This window comes from Streptomyces sp. NPDC015127 (assembly GCF_043080095.1).
In the GTDB taxonomy this organism is placed as follows: domain Bacteria; phylum Actinomycetota; class Actinomycetes; order Streptomycetales; family Streptomycetaceae; genus Streptomyces.
Genome location: NZ_JBIBVE010000004.1, coordinates 351664 through 367888, shown reverse-complemented (window position 1 = coordinate 367888; position 16225 = coordinate 351664). Strand labels below are relative to the sequence as shown.

At 65.7% G+C, this 16225-nt stretch carries 20 protein-coding genes and 1 pseudogene; 4 read left to right on the top strand and 17 right to left on the bottom strand.

Annotation, left to right across the window (positions count from 1 at the left end; translation table 11 throughout):
- Nucleotides 1-73: 73 nt before the first annotated feature.
- Entirely contained in the window at nt 74-871 is a 798-nt protein-coding gene (locus ACF08N_RS10540; protein WP_392324207.1) for an alpha/beta fold hydrolase, read from the bottom strand.
- Entirely contained in the window at nt 871-1077 is a 207-nt protein-coding gene (locus tag ACF08N_RS10535; RefSeq protein WP_392324206.1) for a hypothetical protein, read from the bottom strand. Before ACF08N_RS10535 ends, ACF08N_RS10540 begins: the two co-directional genes overlap by 1 nt.
- Nucleotides 1078-1156: 79 nt before the next feature.
- Between ACF08N_RS10535 and ACF08N_RS10530 the strand changes: the two are divergent.
- Nucleotides 1157-1343, top strand: a pseudogene (locus ACF08N_RS10530) (hypothetical protein); the annotation flags it as partial.
- Between the two features lie 51 nt (nt 1344-1394).
- Here ACF08N_RS10530 and ACF08N_RS10525 read toward each other — a convergent pair.
- The 10 genes from ACF08N_RS10525 to ACF08N_RS10480 form a co-directional block, all read right to left on the bottom strand.
- Nucleotides 1395-1775, bottom strand: a complete 381-nt coding sequence (locus ACF08N_RS10525; protein ID WP_392324205.1) for a hypothetical protein — start codon at nt 1773-1775, stop codon at nt 1395-1397.
- 63 nt (nt 1776-1838) lie between these two features.
- Nucleotides 1839-2282: a glycine-rich domain-containing protein gene (locus ACF08N_RS10520; protein WP_392324204.1), complete on the bottom strand. Its 444-nt coding sequence runs from the start codon at nt 2280-2282 to the stop codon at nt 1839-1841.
- A gap of 165 nt (nt 2283-2447) precedes the next feature.
- Nucleotides 2448-2645, bottom strand: coding sequence for a hypothetical protein (locus tag ACF08N_RS10515; RefSeq protein WP_392324203.1), 198 nt, complete (start codon nt 2643-2645; stop codon nt 2448-2450).
- The gene (locus ACF08N_RS10510; protein WP_392324202.1) at nt 2642-2896 is read right to left on the bottom strand and encodes a hypothetical protein; all 255 of its coding nucleotides are present in this window, start codon (nt 2894-2896) and stop codon (nt 2642-2644) included. The genes ACF08N_RS10515 and ACF08N_RS10510 overlap by 4 nt, the downstream gene beginning before the upstream one ends.
- A gap of 86 nt (nt 2897-2982) precedes the next feature.
- Nucleotides 2983-3828 carry a helix-turn-helix domain-containing protein gene (locus ACF08N_RS10505; RefSeq protein ID WP_392324201.1) on the bottom strand — a complete coding sequence of 282 codons (846 nt, stop codon included), beginning with the start codon at nt 3826-3828 and terminating at the stop codon, nt 2983-2985.
- Nucleotides 3825-4361: a DUF6879 family protein gene (locus tag ACF08N_RS10500; protein WP_392324200.1), complete on the bottom strand. Its 537-nt coding sequence runs from the start codon at nt 4359-4361 to the stop codon at nt 3825-3827. Before ACF08N_RS10500 ends, ACF08N_RS10505 begins: the two co-directional genes overlap by 4 nt.
- Nucleotide 4362: 1 nt before the next feature.
- On the bottom strand, nt 4363-4566 hold the full coding sequence (locus ACF08N_RS10495; protein WP_392324330.1) for a hypothetical protein: 204 nt from the start codon (nt 4564-4566) through the stop codon (nt 4363-4365).
- Between the two features lie 144 nt (nt 4567-4710).
- Complete coding sequence (locus tag ACF08N_RS10490) at nt 4711-5451, bottom strand: DUF6879 family protein (protein WP_392324199.1); 741 nt, start codon at nt 5449-5451, stop codon at nt 4711-4713.
- A gap of 98 nt (nt 5452-5549) precedes the next feature.
- The gene (locus ACF08N_RS10485) at nt 5550-5756 is read right to left on the bottom strand and encodes a DUF397 domain-containing protein (RefSeq protein ID WP_392324198.1); all 207 of its coding nucleotides are present in this window, start codon (nt 5754-5756) and stop codon (nt 5550-5552) included.
- On the bottom strand, nt 5753-6601 hold the full coding sequence (locus tag ACF08N_RS10480) for a helix-turn-helix domain-containing protein (RefSeq protein ID WP_392324197.1): 849 nt from the start codon (nt 6599-6601) through the stop codon (nt 5753-5755). The genes ACF08N_RS10485 and ACF08N_RS10480 overlap by 4 nt, the downstream gene beginning before the upstream one ends.
- A gap of 154 nt (nt 6602-6755) precedes the next feature.
- Between ACF08N_RS10480 and ACF08N_RS10475 the strand changes: the two genes are divergently transcribed.
- The gene (locus tag ACF08N_RS10475) at nt 6756-7400 is read left to right on the top strand and encodes an ATP-binding protein (RefSeq protein WP_392324196.1); all 645 of its coding nucleotides are present in this window, start codon (nt 6756-6758) and stop codon (nt 7398-7400) included.
- 61 nt (nt 7401-7461) lie between these two features.
- On the opposite strand, the gene ACF08N_RS10470 is transcribed toward ACF08N_RS10475, so the two are convergent.
- The 4 genes from ACF08N_RS10470 to ACF08N_RS10455 form a co-directional block, all read right to left on the bottom strand.
- A complete protein-coding gene (locus tag ACF08N_RS10470; protein WP_392324195.1) occupies nt 7462-8079 on the bottom strand; it encodes a HEPN domain-containing protein in 618 nt (205 codons plus the stop codon).
- 12 nt (nt 8080-8091) lie between these two features.
- Nucleotides 8092-9300: a DUF262 domain-containing protein gene (locus tag ACF08N_RS10465; RefSeq protein ID WP_392324194.1), complete on the bottom strand. Its 1209-nt coding sequence runs from the start codon at nt 9298-9300 to the stop codon at nt 8092-8094.
- Nucleotides 9301-9362: 62 nt separating this feature from the next.
- On the bottom strand, nt 9363-12503 hold the full coding sequence (locus ACF08N_RS10460; protein ID WP_392324193.1) for a DUF3427 domain-containing protein: 3141 nt from the start codon (nt 12501-12503) through the stop codon (nt 9363-9365).
- Between the two features lie 71 nt (nt 12504-12574).
- Nucleotides 12575-13579, bottom strand: a complete 1005-nt coding sequence (locus tag ACF08N_RS10455; RefSeq protein WP_392324192.1) for an SEC-C metal-binding domain-containing protein — start codon at nt 13577-13579, stop codon at nt 12575-12577.
- A 111-nt stretch (nt 13580-13690) separates the two neighbouring features.
- On the opposite strand from ACF08N_RS10455, the gene ACF08N_RS10450 reads away from it, so the two are divergent.
- Nucleotides 13691-14434: a class E sortase gene (locus ACF08N_RS10450; RefSeq protein ID WP_392324191.1), complete on the top strand. Its 744-nt coding sequence runs from the start codon at nt 13691-13693 to the stop codon at nt 14432-14434.
- Nucleotides 14435-14470: 36 nt separating this feature from the next.
- Here the strand turns inward: ACF08N_RS10450 and ACF08N_RS10445 are convergent, their stop codons facing one another.
- Complete coding sequence (locus ACF08N_RS10445) at nt 14471-15559, bottom strand: sugar ABC transporter substrate-binding protein (RefSeq protein WP_392324190.1); 1089 nt, start codon at nt 15557-15559, stop codon at nt 14471-14473.
- A gap of 259 nt (nt 15560-15818) precedes the next feature.
- Here ACF08N_RS10445 and ACF08N_RS10440 point away from each other — a divergent pair, with 259 nt between their 5' ends.
- Complete coding sequence (locus tag ACF08N_RS10440) at nt 15819-16148, top strand: DUF6412 domain-containing protein (protein WP_392324189.1); 330 nt, start codon at nt 15819-15821, stop codon at nt 16146-16148.
- Nucleotides 16149-16225: the final 77 nt, after the last annotated feature.

Genomic DNA, 16225 nt, shown 5'->3' with positions numbered 1-16225 from the left:
TTCGCCTCGCCCAGGGCATCGTGTGAGAGCAGAACGAGCGCCTGGCACGGGCGTTGGGGACGCGGCCGTCCGACTAGCACGAGGAGTCGTGTTCGCGCAGGAATTCGCGGACGAGAGGCCCGGCGGTTTCGCGGAACTCCTCGAAGTAGGCGTGCCTCGCAAGGGGGATCAGCCGCAGCTGTGCTCCCGGGATCCGATCGGCGAGCAGTTCGGCGTTCGCGGCGGGATTGAGCAGGTCGTCACTTCCGTGCACCACGAGGGTGGGCGCCGTGATGCGGGGCAGCAGGTCCCAGGCGTCGTGCCGGTGGCCGGCGACCAGATGTCGATACCGTGCGTACGCGGGCATGCCGGGGTCGCCGAGCGTGTGGTACGGCCCCGGGTGTGCGGCCACCCACGCCGGCGTGTACATCAGGTCGACCAGCGCGTCCCGCCCGGCGTCGCCCCGCTGCACCAGCGCCCTGCGGACGTCGGCGCTGCGCTCGACACTGCGCGGCCCGCCGGGCGACGTGCAACCGAGCACCAGTGCACCGACCCGCCCCGGAAACCGCGCCGCCACCTGCTGGGCGACCCGCCCACCCATAGAGGTGCCGTAGACGTGGGCCTGCTCGACCCCGAGCGCGTCGAGCACGGCGACGACGTCCTCGGCGAACCCGCCGGTGCTGTACGGCACATCGGGCTTGCCGCTGTCGCCGGTGCCGCGGTAGTCGAGGGTGACGGTGGTCCGGTCGACGTGGAAGTCGTCGCGTACGCCGTCCCACCAGTGATGGTTGTTCGCCTGCCCGGCAAGCAACACGAGGGGCGTGCCGGGGCCTTGTCCCCGGACCTGGTAGGCGATGGGGGTGCCGTCGGGGGCGGTGGCGTATGCGTCCATCACGGCTTCCTGGCCTCGGTAGCGGCGGTCCGCAGCCGCCGGATGTCCCGCACGAGGGTGAGGCAGGCGACGAGGACGAGCACGGCTCCGGCGGCTACCCAGCGGACGGATGAGCCGACTTGGTAGTCGCGTACGGCCCCGAAGAGCATCATCGAGCTGACGAGAACACCGAACAGGGAAATGAGCGCGCTGATGCGGTCGGCCACAGGCCCATCCTTCATGACTGGCGGCGTGCCCAGCAAGCAGTCCGAGAGGGCTGCTTCACCGCCTAACCTGCTGAGCACCGTCCCAGCCCTGGCCGACCGCGTCCGCACTGAGCGACGGGACGACTTCGAGAGCCGGGACGGCGGGCTGATGACGCTTTTCGTGGCGGCGAAGATCCTGGGGCCGCACGCGCACCCCGAGGATCCCCCGCCTCGGCCCCGTACGGCACATGGCCGCGAAGTTCGCGGAGGTCCTTCAGAGTTGCTGATGATCCGCGCGCTTACGGAGGAGCTGCCGGGGCGGGGGGCGTCCATGGACGCTATTCGATCACCAGGGTGCCGGTGCGAAGGATGTCGTGGTTGGCGAACAGCCCGTCGAGATGCATGGTGCGGGTCAGTTCCGCGGTCCACTTCGCCTGCGGCAGGTCACGGTAGGAGGGGGCGCGGCACATGCGGGCCCGGGTGCACTGAGTGAGGATCCAGCGGGCCTGCGCCTGGCTGGTGGGCGGGTTGGCGTACATGCTCGTTGCGAGGCGCCACACGGCATCTCCGGTCGCGCCGCTTGGGCCGACGACACCGACGACGGCGATGTCGCCGAGACCGCGCTGGTCACTGGACCGGGTGGTGTAGGCGATCAGCAGGCCGTACAGCGGGAAGACGGTGAGCCGACTGACGGCGGTGACGTGCGGTGCGGTGGGCATGGCGGCTCCGATCCGAGGGAACGCGCGACCGCCGCAGCGGCGGCCGCGCGTCGAGCGGGGCGATCACTTGCCGCCGCAGCCGCCTCCGTCGCCGCAGCAGGCCGGCGGGTTGCAGGTGGCCGCCGTGCCCCACAGCTCGTGGTCGACGGCGAATCCGGCCTCCTCGATTGCGGCGACGGTCGCCCGCATCTGTGCGCCGTCGAAGAGCTGCGGTGACGGGAACGGGTTGTGGTGGACGAACCGGCCGAACTGCTCCTGGCACCAGGCGGCGTACTCACGGGTGTGGAGCATGAACGCGTGCCACCCGGGATCCACGGCCCGGGACGGGGACAGGCCCTCGTTCCGGTGGGCGGACATGTGGAGGAAGGCGAGCGCCTGGTCCATCACACGCTCGGCTCGTTCACGGGTGATCTTCTCCTCGGTCGCGAGGAAGGTGACGAGCCGGTCGAAGAGCGGGGCCGCCACGAGGTCGCGGCCGCAGGCCAATTCTGTTGCGAGAGCGGTCATGCGATGCTCCTTGGTGCGTGCTCGGTGCGCGGCCTACCCGCGCGCCGTGGTGCGCGTCGGGCTCCTGCCGGGGAGCCCGACACCCGTCCCGGACCGGGTTTTGCCGGGGCACTCGGTCTGGGTGGGGCTGTGTCCCACGGGTGATCGGCGGCACCCGTGGACGTCTCACGGGCAGGCGTAGACGTCGGTGTCGAGGACGTGGGCGCCTTGGTGTCCGACGGCGCGGCCGACGAGGACGCCGCCGCGGGTGAGCTGTCGTCCGCAGGCGTAACAGGCGCGGCCCGCGTAGGCCTCCCAGGACAACGCGGCAGCCGGTGGGACTGTCACCTCGCGGCAGCGGGATGCCGTGGCAACGGTGATCACTTCAGCTCCTGCGGCCATGAAGCGCCTGAGTACTCGTGGAAGTGGTCGCCGGCATGGTCGGGCGGCAGCGTGCAGCAGCGGACCGGTGCGTCAGGTTTTGGGGACCAGCACAGGGCGAGGCCGACCGGAGTGAACAGGGCGAGTGGCGGTCCGGACTGGTGCTCTTGCGAGCGCACGTACTGGGTGGTTGCGGACGGGTCCGCGTGCCAGTGGCACCAGCCGGACCGTCCCCTGTCGGAGTGTGCGTCCATGACGAGGACGGTAGGAATCCGAGCGTGGGCGGCGCGCGCCGATTGCGCTGGATTGCGCGGCCGGGCGGGAGGTTGGTGCGGGTTGCTCAGCTGGTCTGCAACTGTGCCCGAGCCCGAGCAATCAGCCGGTGTGCCTGCGGCCCGTAGGCTGCCACGCCGTGCAGTCCGTCCCACACCCGCGCGTACAGCGCGAGGTCCTCGGCCGAATCGTAGGCCAGCTCGGTGTTGATGGTCTCGACGATGACCCGCTCCTCGTCGAAGATCCAGAACCCGTGTTTCGGAGTCATCGGCAGCCGTGACCCGAACGGCACGATTCCAAGCTCCACCGTGCTCATCCCGATCAGCCCGACGAGCCGATCGAGCTGGCCTCTCATCACGTCCTGCGGGCAGATCAGCGCGTGCAGGGCGCCCTCCCAGATGAGGACGCGGAACAGCTTCCCGGCCTCGTAAAGCACCCCCTGCCGACGCATGCGACCGGCGACTGCCTCGTCCGTGTCACGAGGGGAGCGCATCAGGACAGCGTTTTGGAGGAGAAGGTGCCGCGCGTAGTCGGGTGTCTGGAACAGGCCGGGGACCACGGTCGCCTCGTAACCGCGCATCGTCGCAGTGCGCTGGTACTCCACGACGTACCGGTCTTGCACCGGCCGATGGCCGGCGGCGAGTTGCCGCCGCCAAGACCGCTGCTGGGACTCCAGTCCGCGCAGACGGGACTTGAGGTCGCCTGCCTGCCCGGGGGCACCGACGGCGACGGCCCAGGCATCGAGGTCGGCCTCGCTCGCCGTCTGCTTCCCGGTCTCCAAACGGGACACCTTCGACCGCTGCCAGCCGAGGCGCTCCGCAAGGCCCTTGCCGGTCAGGCCGGTTTCCTCGCGGAGTTCTCGCAGGCGTGCGCCGAGGGCGACGCGGGCGTTCTGGAAGTCCGTGCTGCTCACGCGGACGAACGTACCCGGGCCCACACCTCGGCAGTAGGGGCGGCCGCGGCCCATGCCGCATCACGGGCTCGGCACGCGGCGAGCACGGGCTCCTCCGCCTCGATCACTTCGACACCGGTGGTGGTGTCCGTTTCGTCGATGTGCATGCGGACCAGAATTCGGGAGTCGAACAGCCAGAAGTCCCAGTCCGGGAGGCCGAGACGTTGGGCCTGAGCGCGGGCCAGAACACGGATGTCCTCCCCCGCTTCCACGTTGGCGGCGGCCGTTGCCATGAGAAACCGCTGCCCCTCCGTGGGCGGCTCATCCATGATGCGGACCCGGGAGAACCCGGCGCCGGCCGCCGCCTTGGCTCGGACGTTCACGTTCCACGGATGATCCGGCTCCGGCTGAGGATCGATGCCCTTCAGGAACGCTTGGAACCGAGCGCCCTTTCGATCGGTCGCGTAGCCGCGGCGCGTCTCCAGCCGGAACGCGGTGTGCTCGAACTCCGAGAAGAGATAAGTGATCTCCTCGAAGGGGATCAGGGAAGGCACGTCACTCCTTCGGGGAAAAGCGGGTCAGCAGCTCGCGGGGGATGACGACGCACGTCTCAAGCTCACCGACGTCCCGCAGCTGTGCCAGGTGCTCAGGATCGGTGAGCAGGTCACCCTGGACCACGATCTGTCCCGTCTCCTCGATCTCGTACAGCGTGGGGCAGTTGCCGTGCTCAGATGTCGTGCCAAGGAACTTGAGCGTCACCATGTGCTCCGTTCTCGCTGGTCGGGGTACCAGCATGCGGGCCAACAGCATGGGGTGGTGTCCAGTTGCGCGAGATTGCTCCAGCCCGGTCGGCTACAGCTGATTGCGTGCAACCGGACCGGACGCGTCAGGACGGACCGTCGCTTACTCAGGCCCATGTACCTGCCTCTGGAATTCGGCGGTTCGGATTGCGTGATGCCAGGCCGCGTCACGAGCCTGGCAGGCGGCGAGCACCTCGACGGGGGCTTCGCTGACGACAACGCCCAAGGTGGTGTCTTGGTCGTCGAAGACGAAACGCACGAGGACGCGTGAGTCGAACAGCCAGAAGTCGAAGTCCGGCAGGCCGAGCCGTTCGGCCTCAGCGCGGGGCAGGTTGCGGATGTCCTCGCCCGCGGCCACGTTGCCGAGACCGGTGGCGAGGAGGAAGCGCTGCCCCTCGGTGGGCGGTGCGTCGACGAGACGGACCCGCTCGAAGCGCTTCCCCTGGGCCGTCTGGTCGGTGACGTTGCGGCGCCAGTCATTGGCCGGCTCGACGGAGATGTCCTCACCGGCGTGCCACCGCCGCCATCTGGCGCCGTTCCGGTCGGTGGCGTAGCTGCGACGGGTCTCCAGCCGGAACGCGGTGTGCTCGAACTCCCTAAACAGGTTCGCAACCTCGGGAAAGGGCACCATGGGATTCGGCTCGGCCCGCGGAGCGAACCGGACGAGTAGATCCCGCGGCACGGTTACCAAGGTCTCCGACTGCTTGACGTCGCGGAGCTGGGCGAGCTGCTCAGGGTTGCTGACGCGGACCCCCTGGACGAGAATGTCGGTGCTTCCCTCGACCTCGTACAGCGTGGGGAAGTCGCCGTCTACACTGGTCGTGCCAATGAACCGGAGCGTCATGGGAATCTCCAAGTTGGCTGGTCGGGGAATCCGGATGCTGCAGAGCCCCGGTCACCTAAGGTAGTGCTCCATACAGTCTGAGCCAGGGCGGTACGAGCTCAACGCCGGAGGGACACTCCTTCAACGAAGGTCCGCCAGGTATCGGTCGTCACGGCGACCACCGGTCCCGTCGGCCGCTTCGAGTCGCGTATCAAGATGCCAGCGCCAGCCTGCGCACACTCCACGCACTCACCGCCCGACCCATTGCTGTGGGACGACTTGAACCACCGCGGGTTCGTGGATGCGATCGGATGTGGGTTGGTCATCGTACGTAGTCCTTCAGCAATGACTTGATCAGTTGGGCCGAGCGATGAGGGCTCGCAGCCGCGGCTCTCAGATTGTCGAAGGCTCGTGTGTACTCGCGTACATCGTCCGCCCCCTCAAGGTAGATGGCGTCGGTGATGCCATCCCGGTACACGATGTCCGGATCTTCGGGGTCAGGGAAGCCCATCAGCGTGAAAGAGCCCGTCGCAGGGTAGGGACCGGCATCGAACGGCAGCACCTGCAACGTGACAGCAGGGAGTTCAACTGCGTCCAAGATGCGTTCGAGCTGCTCACGCATCAATGCTCGATCACCAATCACGTTTCGCAGAGTGCTCTCATGCACGACGAACCACACGTCTGGAGCGTCCTCTCGGGTGAGCATCGCCTGACGTTCCATCCGTACATGGACTGCGCGCGCAACGTCCTCAGCGGTCATCTGGTTGGTGGCGCGATGCAGCGCAGTGGCGTAAGCGGGCGTCTGCATCAGCCCCGGCAGGAACTCGCACTGGTACTGCCGGAACGTGGAAATGTCCTGCTCCAGCCCGATGTAGATCGAGAACCAAGACGGAACCCCACTGCCATGGGCCTGCCACCAACCTCGTGTCTTGGCCTGCCGCGCCAGCGACTTGAGGAACTCGCGCAGTTCGCCGTCCGTCCCGTAGAAGCGGCACAACGCCTCAACATCCGAGGGCTGTACGCGTCCGGTGCCGGTCTCCATGCGATTGACCTTGGACCCACTCCAGTCCAGTGCCTCTCCCACCTGCGCGCAGGTGAAGCCGTTTGTCTCACGCAGCTTCTTCAACTCGATCGACAGACGTCGACGTCGCGCCGTTGGTGAGCCGGCCATCCCAACCCTCTTTTCTGTAGCGGGTGTTCAGTCTCTTCACCAGGGACTGTGCTTGCCAATCACTCGATGGTGGGAATCCCTTCGTGCACATTGCATCAAGGGATGTGTTGCATCCAGGCTAGCGAAGCGAGTACCCCGTTGAGAGGAGATGGGCATGAGTCATGAAGCCTGCATGCCGAGGCCGGCGTGGGAGCTTCCCTTCCTAGCAGAGCCGGAGGAGGTCGCCGCGCTCCGCAGCATCGTGCGAACCCACTTAGTCGTGTGGGGTCTTCCTGAGCAGATCGAGATCGTCCAGTCGTGTATGAGCGAGCTGGTGGCCAACGTCATTAACCACGTCGGACACGGCACGCCGACCACCCTTGCAATGTCAATGCGCGATACCTACCTGCGCATTGAGGTCCACGACCCGGACACGCGAGCTTTGCCCACTCTCCTCCAAGCCGCACCAAACTCGGAGTCAGGGAGAGGCATGCTCCTGGTCGATTCACTCTCCGACCGATGGGGGGTGCAGCTTCGCGCCGATCGCAAGGTGACATGGTGTGAAATCGACACGCACCTTTCCGCTCCGAACGGCCACTACAGCAGCGCTCGTGTCACACGGGCCGAAGCGGTGATCTCCCTATTCGGAGCAGCCAAACTGCCATGGTCGAGGCACGCCAGTCGTCTTGGCCTTGCTGCCATGGAGCAATCGGCGATCGACGTGATCGCCGACATCCTCCACTGGCTCCGCGCTCACGGCTGCGACCCGGAAACAGTCCTGGACCGTGCGCAGATCCACTTCGAGGCGGAGGTGAGCTAAAGCACTCACACGAGAGTGGGATCAGTCACGACTCAGAGTGGGAGGTCGAAGTCCAGGCCTCCTACTTCTTATCCAGGATCATGTCGATTCCCTTGAATCCGTCAAGGATTTTACTAACTGTTTGAAGTTCGATTTTCGGGTCTATCTGAACCTGCATTTTGGCAGAACTATGAGCAACTTTCCCTCGTGCGGTTGCCCAGTTTTCGGTAACCTCCAGCCAGGTTGAGTCTATTTCGTCGACGGTAATTCCGAGAGGTAGCAGTATGGAGAGGAGGTTCTTCTCCTTGATCCCATGGTTTCGAGTCCGGATGAAAGTGCTGTAATGCCTCGTTGAAGCCTCTATTCTGCCCTTGAGTGAAGGGTACTTCTTCGACGAGTCACTTACTTCGGATAGCTTGTCAGGGATGCTATATGTGGCCTCCTTATGTGACATCAGAGAGAGCAGGCAGGGGCGGATTCTTCCGGTTGCATCCCAAGTGGAATGAGCTCTTTGGATGACCTCTACGGCCCGGTCCTCTATGTAGGACTCAAATTCTGCATGAGCTAGAACACGAAAGGCTCGCGTGTGCTCATGCACTCTGTTCGTGTATAGCCCGGTGGGCTTGAACGTGCGCGGTAGTAGGTTTTTGCGAAGTTCGTTTACTCGGCGCGACAGGGTTCGATAGCGCGAGGAAGACATCCCCTACCCGCCCTATGCGAAGATGCGGTTATTGTCGAAGCGGGGAGTCGGCACCGGAATTCCGATTGCCGATTCTAGTTCCGCCCCCCAAAGGCTCAGGCGGCGATGCGTAGCCAAGGGTGTTTTGGTTGTGGTCTGGATCGATTCGACGAATCTTGTGTTTCCGTCGCAGAGTCGCTTAAATGATGACTCAACTGCGACTCGGTTCTGGGTTGCTGCTTCGGCGATCCTCTCGTTGGCGAAATAGTAAGTCATGATGTCGAACACGGCCCTGTTGAAGCGACCTTCGTAGTCGTCTTCTGACCACCGGTAGAACGAATTTTCGCCAAAGATTTCGAAGGTTGTCTTGATTGCATCGTCACATGAAGTTCCGACCTTCCTAATCTCCGATTCTTCCTGCTCCCATGCGTCATTTAGAGTGTTCACCGTTCCATCCAGGAACGACTTCAGATTTCCGGTGTAATCGTTCAGTCGATAGTGGAAGGCGAAGTATCGGAGCATTATCTCCACATCGCGCATTCGGAAGTCCGGCTTCTTGATGCGAAGGGCTTCTCGGAGCCATTCGCTAGCCGATGCAGCGTCGTCGAGGTAGTTGGTGAACTTTCCAGGGTGGAGGGCCTGGCGCAACTCCTGCGGGGAGAGCTTGACGCTGCCGGTGTTGAGGCGTAGAAAAACGAGATTCAGAAACTCTTCGTTAGGCCAGCGTCGGACTACGACAGTGCGGATCGTTTCGTTTAGGAAGGCGTTGAGATCGTCGACGAGTTCGGTGTCATTCTCTATCTTTGCTAGGGTTTTGAGGCGGAGGTCCTCCCTTACCTCTAGGCTAGTCAAGCCGAATCCCTTGAAGTCCTGTTCGTCGTCGGAAACGGCAAATGAGGACCCTGCCGCGAACTGCCGGAGTGCGAGAAGGCGTTGCTTTCCATCGAGGACAATAAACTTTCCTCGCTGCTTCTTGTCCTCGGCAAGAACGATTTGTGGAATGGGGAGACCGAGGATCAGAGACTCGATGAACTTGCTCTTCCTCGGTTTATCCCAGGCGTCACGCCGCTGGAACTTCGGATTCAACTGGATATTGCCGCGGCGAAGTTGACTAAGAATTGTTTCGGTGGTCCAGTCGGTGTCTGTTACGACAGCGCGTGTCACGTCTTCTGAGGAGACATTAGACGGTTCATTCTCCTCCCCATCTAGATCGTCGTACAGGTCACTACTGTTTTCGCTCATGCGTGCCATAATTTCCATCTCCTCATAGGTTGGTGTGGTGCGCGCATATCGGACGTGGGCGGCTATCCGGCCGCGATGGCTGAGTAAGTCCAGACGTCGGCGGGGATCTCGTGTCTGAGCTTCCAGGTGATTCCCATCGGTTTGCTGCCCTTGTGCGTGACGTACTCGGCTGGCCCTAGGAGCATCCAGGGCTGGGGGCCGCCGATGTCCGTCTTCTTGTAGCGGCGCACGAAGAGGAGGACATGGGAGCCGTTCTCTTTGTGGGTCTGGTAGCGGACGCCGGTCGGGGACCCTTCTGATGTCTGGTTCTGGGACTCCCAGTGGAAGGTGAAGTTATTCATCGCGTAATCGTGGTAGCGCGTCTGCGGTGAAAAGTCCTTCTCATCCTTTTCCAGTGTGATCAGCAGGGCGTCCGTCTGGATGTCCTCGCACCACTTCACGCCCTCGCGGAAGTGGCCTGGCATGAAGCCGCCGATGACGGATTGACCCAGGGCCGGAAGGATTTCTTCGCGGCTGTACGAGGCGTGGACCGTTAGGGGAAGGTCAGCAAGCGGGCCGCGTAGCGGGACTGGGACATGGTCAGCCTGGTCGATGGTGTACGCCAACACCTGGCGGAGCTCGTCACGGAAGATCCGGTGGGGACGCAGTGAATCGAGAGCTTCCTGGTAGCTGGAGAAGCTGCCGCCCAGAGGCCACAGCAAGAAGAACAGCATGCGAGCGTAGCCACGCTGAAGTTCGTCGAGTTCGCTGTACGCGGGCGCGTCGTCCTCAAGGAGGCGGGTGTAGGCCGCGATCCGTTGGGGGTCGTCGACATGAAGGAATGCGGGGACACGCTTGAGAAGTTCTTCTTCGCCCTCGGGAGCAGGCTCAGAGAGCATGCCCGCGCGACGCAGAAGGCCCGTCCAAGAGTTTCCGTTCCCGCGGTAGAGCTCCTTCAACTCACGTCCGCTCTCACACAGGTAGCTCGACAGGCGCGGCTCGCCGTAACTCCGAACCTCGCGGGCCAACTGCGTCACGTTGACGCTGATCTGGCTCCGGATGTTGTCAATGATCAGTTCCTTGGCCTTGGACTCAAGGATGATCTGGCACCCAGAGGGGAGCTGCGGGAAGTCATGTTCAACGTGCGCCAGGAGGCGGTTACGGGTCAGGTTGGTCAGCGCGCGGAACTGCTCCTCAAAGCGGAACTCCTTCCGGTGCTGGCCAATGAAGTCCAGGACGGTGAGAACTGCCTTGCCTTCGCTGCGCCGAAGCCCGCGCCCCAGCTGCTGAAGGAAGACCGTGGCGCTGGAGGTGGGGCGCAGGAGCAGCAGCGTGTCAACGTCGGGGATGTCCAGCCCCTCGTTGAAGAGATCGACGGAGAAGATGACCTGAAGCTCCCCGGAGCTCAGGGCTGCAAGGGCGGCACGGCGTTCCTCCCGAGGCGACTCGCCCGAGAGGGCCACTGCGCTCAGGCCGGCGCGGCGGAAGAAGTCGGCCATGAAGTGAGCGTGGGCGATGGAGACACAGAACCCGAGGGCACGCATCGAACCGGGATCGCTCACCTTGTCTCTCACGGCCTGCACCACCAGGCGGGCGCGGGCATCGTTGCCGGTGAAGAGGTTGCTGAGCGCTGACGCGTCGTACGACCCCCGCTTCCAGACGACGGCACTCATATCGGTGTTGTCCGTCACGCCGAAGTAGTGGAAGGGGCTCAGCAGGTCGTTCTCCAATGCCTCCCACAGTCGCATCTCGGCTGCGATGCGCCCGTCGAAGAACTCGTCCTGAACGTTACGGCCGTCCATCCGCTCTGGGGTTGCGGTCAAGCCGAGCAGTTCCAGAGGAGAGAAGTGTTCGATGATCTTGCGGTAGGTGGGCGAGACACCATGGTGGAACTCATCGATGACGATGACGTCGAAATGGTCTGGCGCGAAGCGCTCCAGTGTCCGCGCATTGAGCGACTGGACGCTCGCGAAGACATGCTTCCAATCCTCCGGCACGAGGCCGCTGTGCAGCTCCTCCCCGAAGTTCGCATCCACCAGAACATCCTGGAAGGTCCGCAGGGACTGGCGAAGGATCTCCTGCCGATGGGCGACGAACAACAGTCGCAGATCCCTGCCGTACTTCTGCCGCAGCTTCTTGTAGTCCAGGGCGGCCATGACGGTCTTGCCCGTCCCTGTGGCCGCGACCAGCAGGTTGCGGTGTCGGTCGTGGACCTCGCGTTCCACTTCGAGTCGTTCCAGCATGTCGCGCTGGTGCGGGTAGGGACGAACCTCAAGCCCCGAGAGCGTGAGATGACGTTCCGGGGCACTGCTTGTGCCGCGGCCTGCCAGCTGGAGCGCCTCGTCGAGTCGAGCGGAGTCCTGGTCAGGGCGATACAGCTCGAAGGCTGAATCGCTCCAGTAGGAGTCGAAGGTCGCCTCAAACTTGCGGAGCACGTCGGGCGTCGCAATCGACGACAAGCGGACGTTCCACTCCAAGCCATCAAGGAGCGCAGCCTTCGAGAGATTGGAGCTGCCGACGTACGCCGTGTCGTACCCGCTGTTGCGTCGGAAGAGCCACGCCTTTGCGTGCAGGCGCGTCGAGCGCAGCTCGTAGTTGACCTTCACCTCGGCGTTGAACTTTTCGACCAACTTGTCGAGGGCCCGGCGCTCGGTCGCGCCGATGTACGTGGTGGTGATAACTCGCATAGGGACACCGCGCGCATGCGCCGTCTCAAGCGACTGCTCGATGACGCGCAGTCCGTGCCACTTGACGAAAGCACAGAGCAGGTCCACACGGTCCGCTGTGGCCAGCTCGGTACGCAGCTCAAAACCAAGGCTCGGGTCTTCGGGCGAGTTGGTGATCAGCGCCGTTTCGGAAAGGGGTGTCGCGGGCCTGATGGCGTAGACCCCCTTGGCTTCCTGCTCGGCGATGGCGAGCAGCTGGCGAGGTCCCTCGGCGACCAGGTCAACCCATTCCCGTGCCCCCTCGATGGTGTTCATCGATTCGAGGATGTGGTTGGCGGCATGGACGCGCTCGGCGGCAGGAAGGCGCTCCAACACCCGTCTCATCGTGTCGGCGACATGCCGGGCGATCACATGGGGCGATGACTCCGGTCCCACCGTGCCGTCAATGGCATGCCACCGATCATCGCTGAGAGTCTTCAGCTGATTCTCGAGCCGCAAGGTGATCAGCTGCTCATACAGACCGGCGACCGGCTGACTGGCGTCGATGGGACCCGACATGGCTTTCCCTCCCCGTTCAGGTCCTGTCAGTCATAGCAGGCCCAACTGACATCCTGGACAGCGAGTTCGGTCTACCCCCCGTGACACTCCCTATAAGCCCTCCCCGACCCGCACCAGCACCCCGCCCCCCGGGCCGGCGGCCAGGCCACCGCGCGCCCCCGGGCCGCGAGCGTCGTCGCGTACTGGGGGAGGAGGGAGACGTTCGACGGGGACGAGGCCTCCGAGGCTGCGAAGGCCTCGTAGGACGGGACCGTCGCCGTCACGATGCCCAGGTTGTCCGTGCCCGTGGCGGCGAGGTCGCGGAGGGAGGACTCGATCGTCGCGAGGTGCGTCTCGTGCGAGGGGTACTCGGCGGTGAGCTCCGGGTACGCCTCCAGGAGTTCGGCGAGTTCCTGTGCCGGCCAGTGCAGGACCGCCACCGGGAACGGGCGCGACAGGGCCGAGCGGAAAGAGCCCAGTTCCGAGCGGAGGCGGGCGATCTCGGCCTTGAGTTCCGCCGGGTTGTCCGAGCCCAGCGCCCACAGGCGGTTCGGGTCGTGGAGTTCGTCGAGCGTCATGTCCGGGGTGTGGGCCGTGTGGACCCGGTCGGCGAGGGCGTCGTAGTCGTCGTGGGGCAGGCCCAGCAGGCGGCGTACGCGATGGCGGCCCGTGAGGAGCGAGCGCGTCGCGTACGGCACGTCCTCGTCCTCGGGGAGCAGCAGGGTCAGCGCCTCGGTGAAGCACTCGTGGGACGTCTCCAGCTCGTCGTGCGACTCCAGCGTCTCCGCGATGATCTCCCACGGCGCGGCCTGTGAAGGGGCCGCGATACGGATCCCGGCGATCAGCGCGCGGGCCTCCGCCTCATGGCCGTACTCCCACAGGTTGGCCGCCTGGAGGGCCTTGACCAGCTGCGGATGGTCGGGCTCCGTGGCCAGGAGACGGTCGTAGAGGCTGGACGCGCGGCCGCGGTCGCCGGCCAGTTCGAGATGGGCCGCTGCCTGGAGCAGCAGCTGTTCGTCGTCCTCCGGATACTGCGCTGCGGTGCGCAGCAGGCGCTCGGCTTCGGCGGTGTGGTCGGCAGGCGTGTCGGGGCGCATGCACCACACCGTACTGCGGCTGTGCGGACCTGCGGGGGCCGTGTCACGGCAAGCGGTACGGAGTGGGCCTGGGCTCTGGTGAGTTGACGCCCCCGGCCCTACCCTGCGCCCGTGCGGCAGAGGCGCGGGGCAGGGCGGCGGCGGGCGCGGGCGGCGCTCGCCCGCGGGCTGTGGGCCGCCGCCGAGGTGACCGTCACGCTCGGGGTCGTCGTCCTCCTCCTCGTCGTCCACCAGCTCTGGTGGACCAACCGGCAGGCCCAGGAGCGCGCCGAGCGCACGGTTCAGAGGCTGGAACGGGACTGGGGGAGTCGGGCCGGGGGACCGGAGCCCGCCCCGGACCCGGCGACGGCCCCGGCACCCGCGCCCGCGCCGACGCGACGAGAACCCCGGGACCCGCCCCGCTGGGACCAGGCCTACGCCGTCCTCCGCATCCCCCGCCTGGGCGTCGTCGCCCCCGTCGCGCAGGGCGTCGGCAGACGCGGCGTTCTCGACCAGGGGTACATCGGGCACTATCCGGGCACGGCGCAGCCCGGCCGGGCCGGGAACTTCGCCGTCGCCGGGCACCGCAACACCCACGGCGAGCCCTTCCGGTACATCAACCGCCTGCGCTCCGGTGACATGGTGCGGATCGAGACCCGTGAGGGGATCTTCGACTACGCGGTGGACCGGAGGCTCGCGCAGACGACGCCCCGCGACACCGGCGTCATCGAGCCGGTGCCGCGCAGCCTCGTGCGGCCGTCCGCCGGATACGGCGAGCCCGGCTACTACCTCACGATGACGACCTGCACCCCCGAGTTCAGCTCCCGCTACCGGCTGGTGGTCTGGGCGAAGCTGACCTCCATGCGGCCCCGGTGAGCAACAGGGTTCACGGCGCCGGGGCGTCGGCAACGGTCAGCCGATGGCCAGCTCCGCGCACGCGGCCCGGTACTTCGGGACGCAGATCTCCTGGGCCGTGTAGATGCCGTCCCTGATGACCGTTTCCTCGATGTTGGCCTGAGTCAGGGGGATGACCGGGATCAGGACCGAGGGGATGTCCTTCGTGGTGGGACTGTCCACGTGCGTCTGGGCGACCGTGTGGAGCGACTCGCCCTTGGCGAGCGCCACCGCCATCTCGGCCGCCGCGGCGGCCTCCGGTGCGTACGGCTTGTAGACGCTCATGTGCTGCTCGCCGGCGACGATCCGCTGCACGGCGGCGAGCTCGGCGTCCTGGCCGGTGACCGGCGGGAGCGAGGTGGCGCCCGCGGCCTTGAGGGCGGTGATGATGCCGCCCGCCATGCCGTCGTTCGCGGAGTAGACACCGGCGATGCCGCCGGCGCCGAGTTCCTTGATCGCGGCCTTCATGTTGGCCTCGGCGTTCTCCGGCTTCCACTCCTTGGTGTCGTACTCCTTGCCGATGGTCACCTTGCCGTCGAGCTCGGCGTGGGCGCCCTTCTTGAACAGCGCGGCGTTGGGGTCCGTGAGGGCGCCGTTCATCATGACGATCCGGCTGTTCCCGGCCTTGTCGCCGAGGGCCTTGAGGAGGGCCTTGCCCTGGACGTGGCCGACCTCTTCGTTGTCGAAGGAGGTGTAGGCGTCGATCGGGCCCTCCGCGAGGCGGTCGAAGGCGACGACGGGGATGCCGGCGTCCTTCGCCTTCTCGACGCTGCTCGCCACGGCCTTGGAGTCGACGGCGTCGAGGATCAGGACGTCGACCTCGTCCTTGATCATGTTGTTGATCTGGAGGGCCTGCAGTGCGGCGTCCTGGTTGGCATTGGCGTAGACGACCTTGCCCTCGCCGATCGTCAGGCGGTCGACCTTGTCCTCGATGACGGGCCGGTCGAACTTCTCGTAGCGCGCCGCCTGCCGGTCCGGGAGGAGCAGGCCCACGACGATGTCGTTGCTGATCACACCGGTGTGCTCCTCGGCGCCGCAGCCGGCCAGCACGAGGGTCAGTACAGAGGCTGAAGCGGCACCCACGGCACCGCGCACACGTCTGTTCATTCGTGGAATCCAACCTCCCTGACAGGCCGCGAGTTTCGGCCGAGGTGGCGCAAAGCCAACTCTCTGTCGCTGCGGCGCGTCAAGAGGTGCACACCTAACGTGATGGCAACGGTGTTGCGTGTTGAACAAGTGGCGCGAGACGGGTGAAAGCGCTGTCCACGAACCCATGTCGCTCCGAGCGATCGGGAACCTTCGGGCGCCGCGGCTCGTGTACTACGACGGAAGAGTCGGGCACTCGGCGTGGGAGAAGGAGGGACGCGTGCTCAGTCGTACGGCAGGCGTGTTCCGTCCCGCCGTGCTCCTGCTCTTCCTTCTCGTCGAGGTGCTCGTCGAGGTCGTCCTCGTCGACGGGGCCGGCCTCACCGCCGCCGTCGCGCTCGCCGCGACCGCCACCGCGGCAGCCGGTTCCGCGCTCGTCGTCTGCGCCGTCATCAGCGCGCGCTGCGCGCCGGCGGTGCCGCGGACCCGGGTGCGGACCGCGATCCGCGACCGCGAGCAGCGCACCGCCTTCCTCCCGCAGCGCGATCCCGACGCCCGGGGGCGCACGCGCCCCCGCGCCCCCGGCCGCCTCCTCCCGGCGGCCGTGTAGCGACAGATCCTTCGAGGGTCCCTCCACGGGCCGTCATGCCGCCATGCCCTGCATGTCCTCGTCCCCGGCACGACACG

Coding starts and splice junctions, on each gene's coding strand:
- ACF08N_RS10540 (WP_392324207.1), bottom strand. CDS start 871: ATGGACGCATACGCCACCGCCCCCGACGGCACCCCCATCGCCTACCAG.
- ACF08N_RS10525 (WP_392324205.1), bottom strand. CDS start 1,775: ATGCCCACCGCACCGCACGTCACCGCCGTCAGTCGGCTCACCGTCTTC.
- ACF08N_RS10520 (WP_392324204.1), bottom strand. CDS start 2,282: ATGACCGCTCTCGCAACAGAATTGGCCTGCGGCCGCGACCTCGTGGCG.
- ACF08N_RS10510 (WP_392324202.1), bottom strand. CDS start 2,896: ATGGACGCACACTCCGACAGGGGACGGTCCGGCTGGTGCCACTGGCAC.
- ACF08N_RS10490 (WP_392324199.1), bottom strand. CDS start 5,451: ATGACGCTCCGGTTCATTGGCACGACCAGTGTAGACGGCGACTTCCCC.
- ACF08N_RS10485 (WP_392324198.1), bottom strand. CDS start 5,756: ATGACCAACCCACATCCGATCGCATCCACGAACCCGCGGTGGTTCAAG.
- ACF08N_RS10480 (WP_392324197.1), bottom strand. CDS start 6,601: ATGGCCGGCTCACCAACGGCGCGACGTCGACGTCTGTCGATCGAGTTG.
- ACF08N_RS10475 (WP_392324196.1), top strand. CDS start 6,756: ATGAGTCATGAAGCCTGCATGCCGAGGCCGGCGTGGGAGCTTCCCTTC.
- ACF08N_RS10470 (WP_392324195.1), bottom strand. CDS start 8,079: ATGTCTTCCTCGCGCTATCGAACCCTGTCGCGCCGAGTAAACGAACTT.
- ACF08N_RS10465 (WP_392324194.1), bottom strand. CDS start 9,300: ATGAGCGAAAACAGTAGTGACCTGTACGACGATCTAGATGGGGAGGAG.
- ACF08N_RS10460 (WP_392324193.1), bottom strand. CDS start 12,503: ATGTCGGGTCCCATCGACGCCAGTCAGCCGGTCGCCGGTCTGTATGAG.
- ACF08N_RS10455 (WP_392324192.1), bottom strand. CDS start 13,579: ATGCGCCCCGACACGCCTGCCGACCACACCGCCGAAGCCGAGCGCCTG.
- ACF08N_RS10445 (WP_392324190.1), bottom strand. CDS start 15,559: ATGAACAGACGTGTGCGCGGTGCCGTGGGTGCCGCTTCAGCCTCTGTA.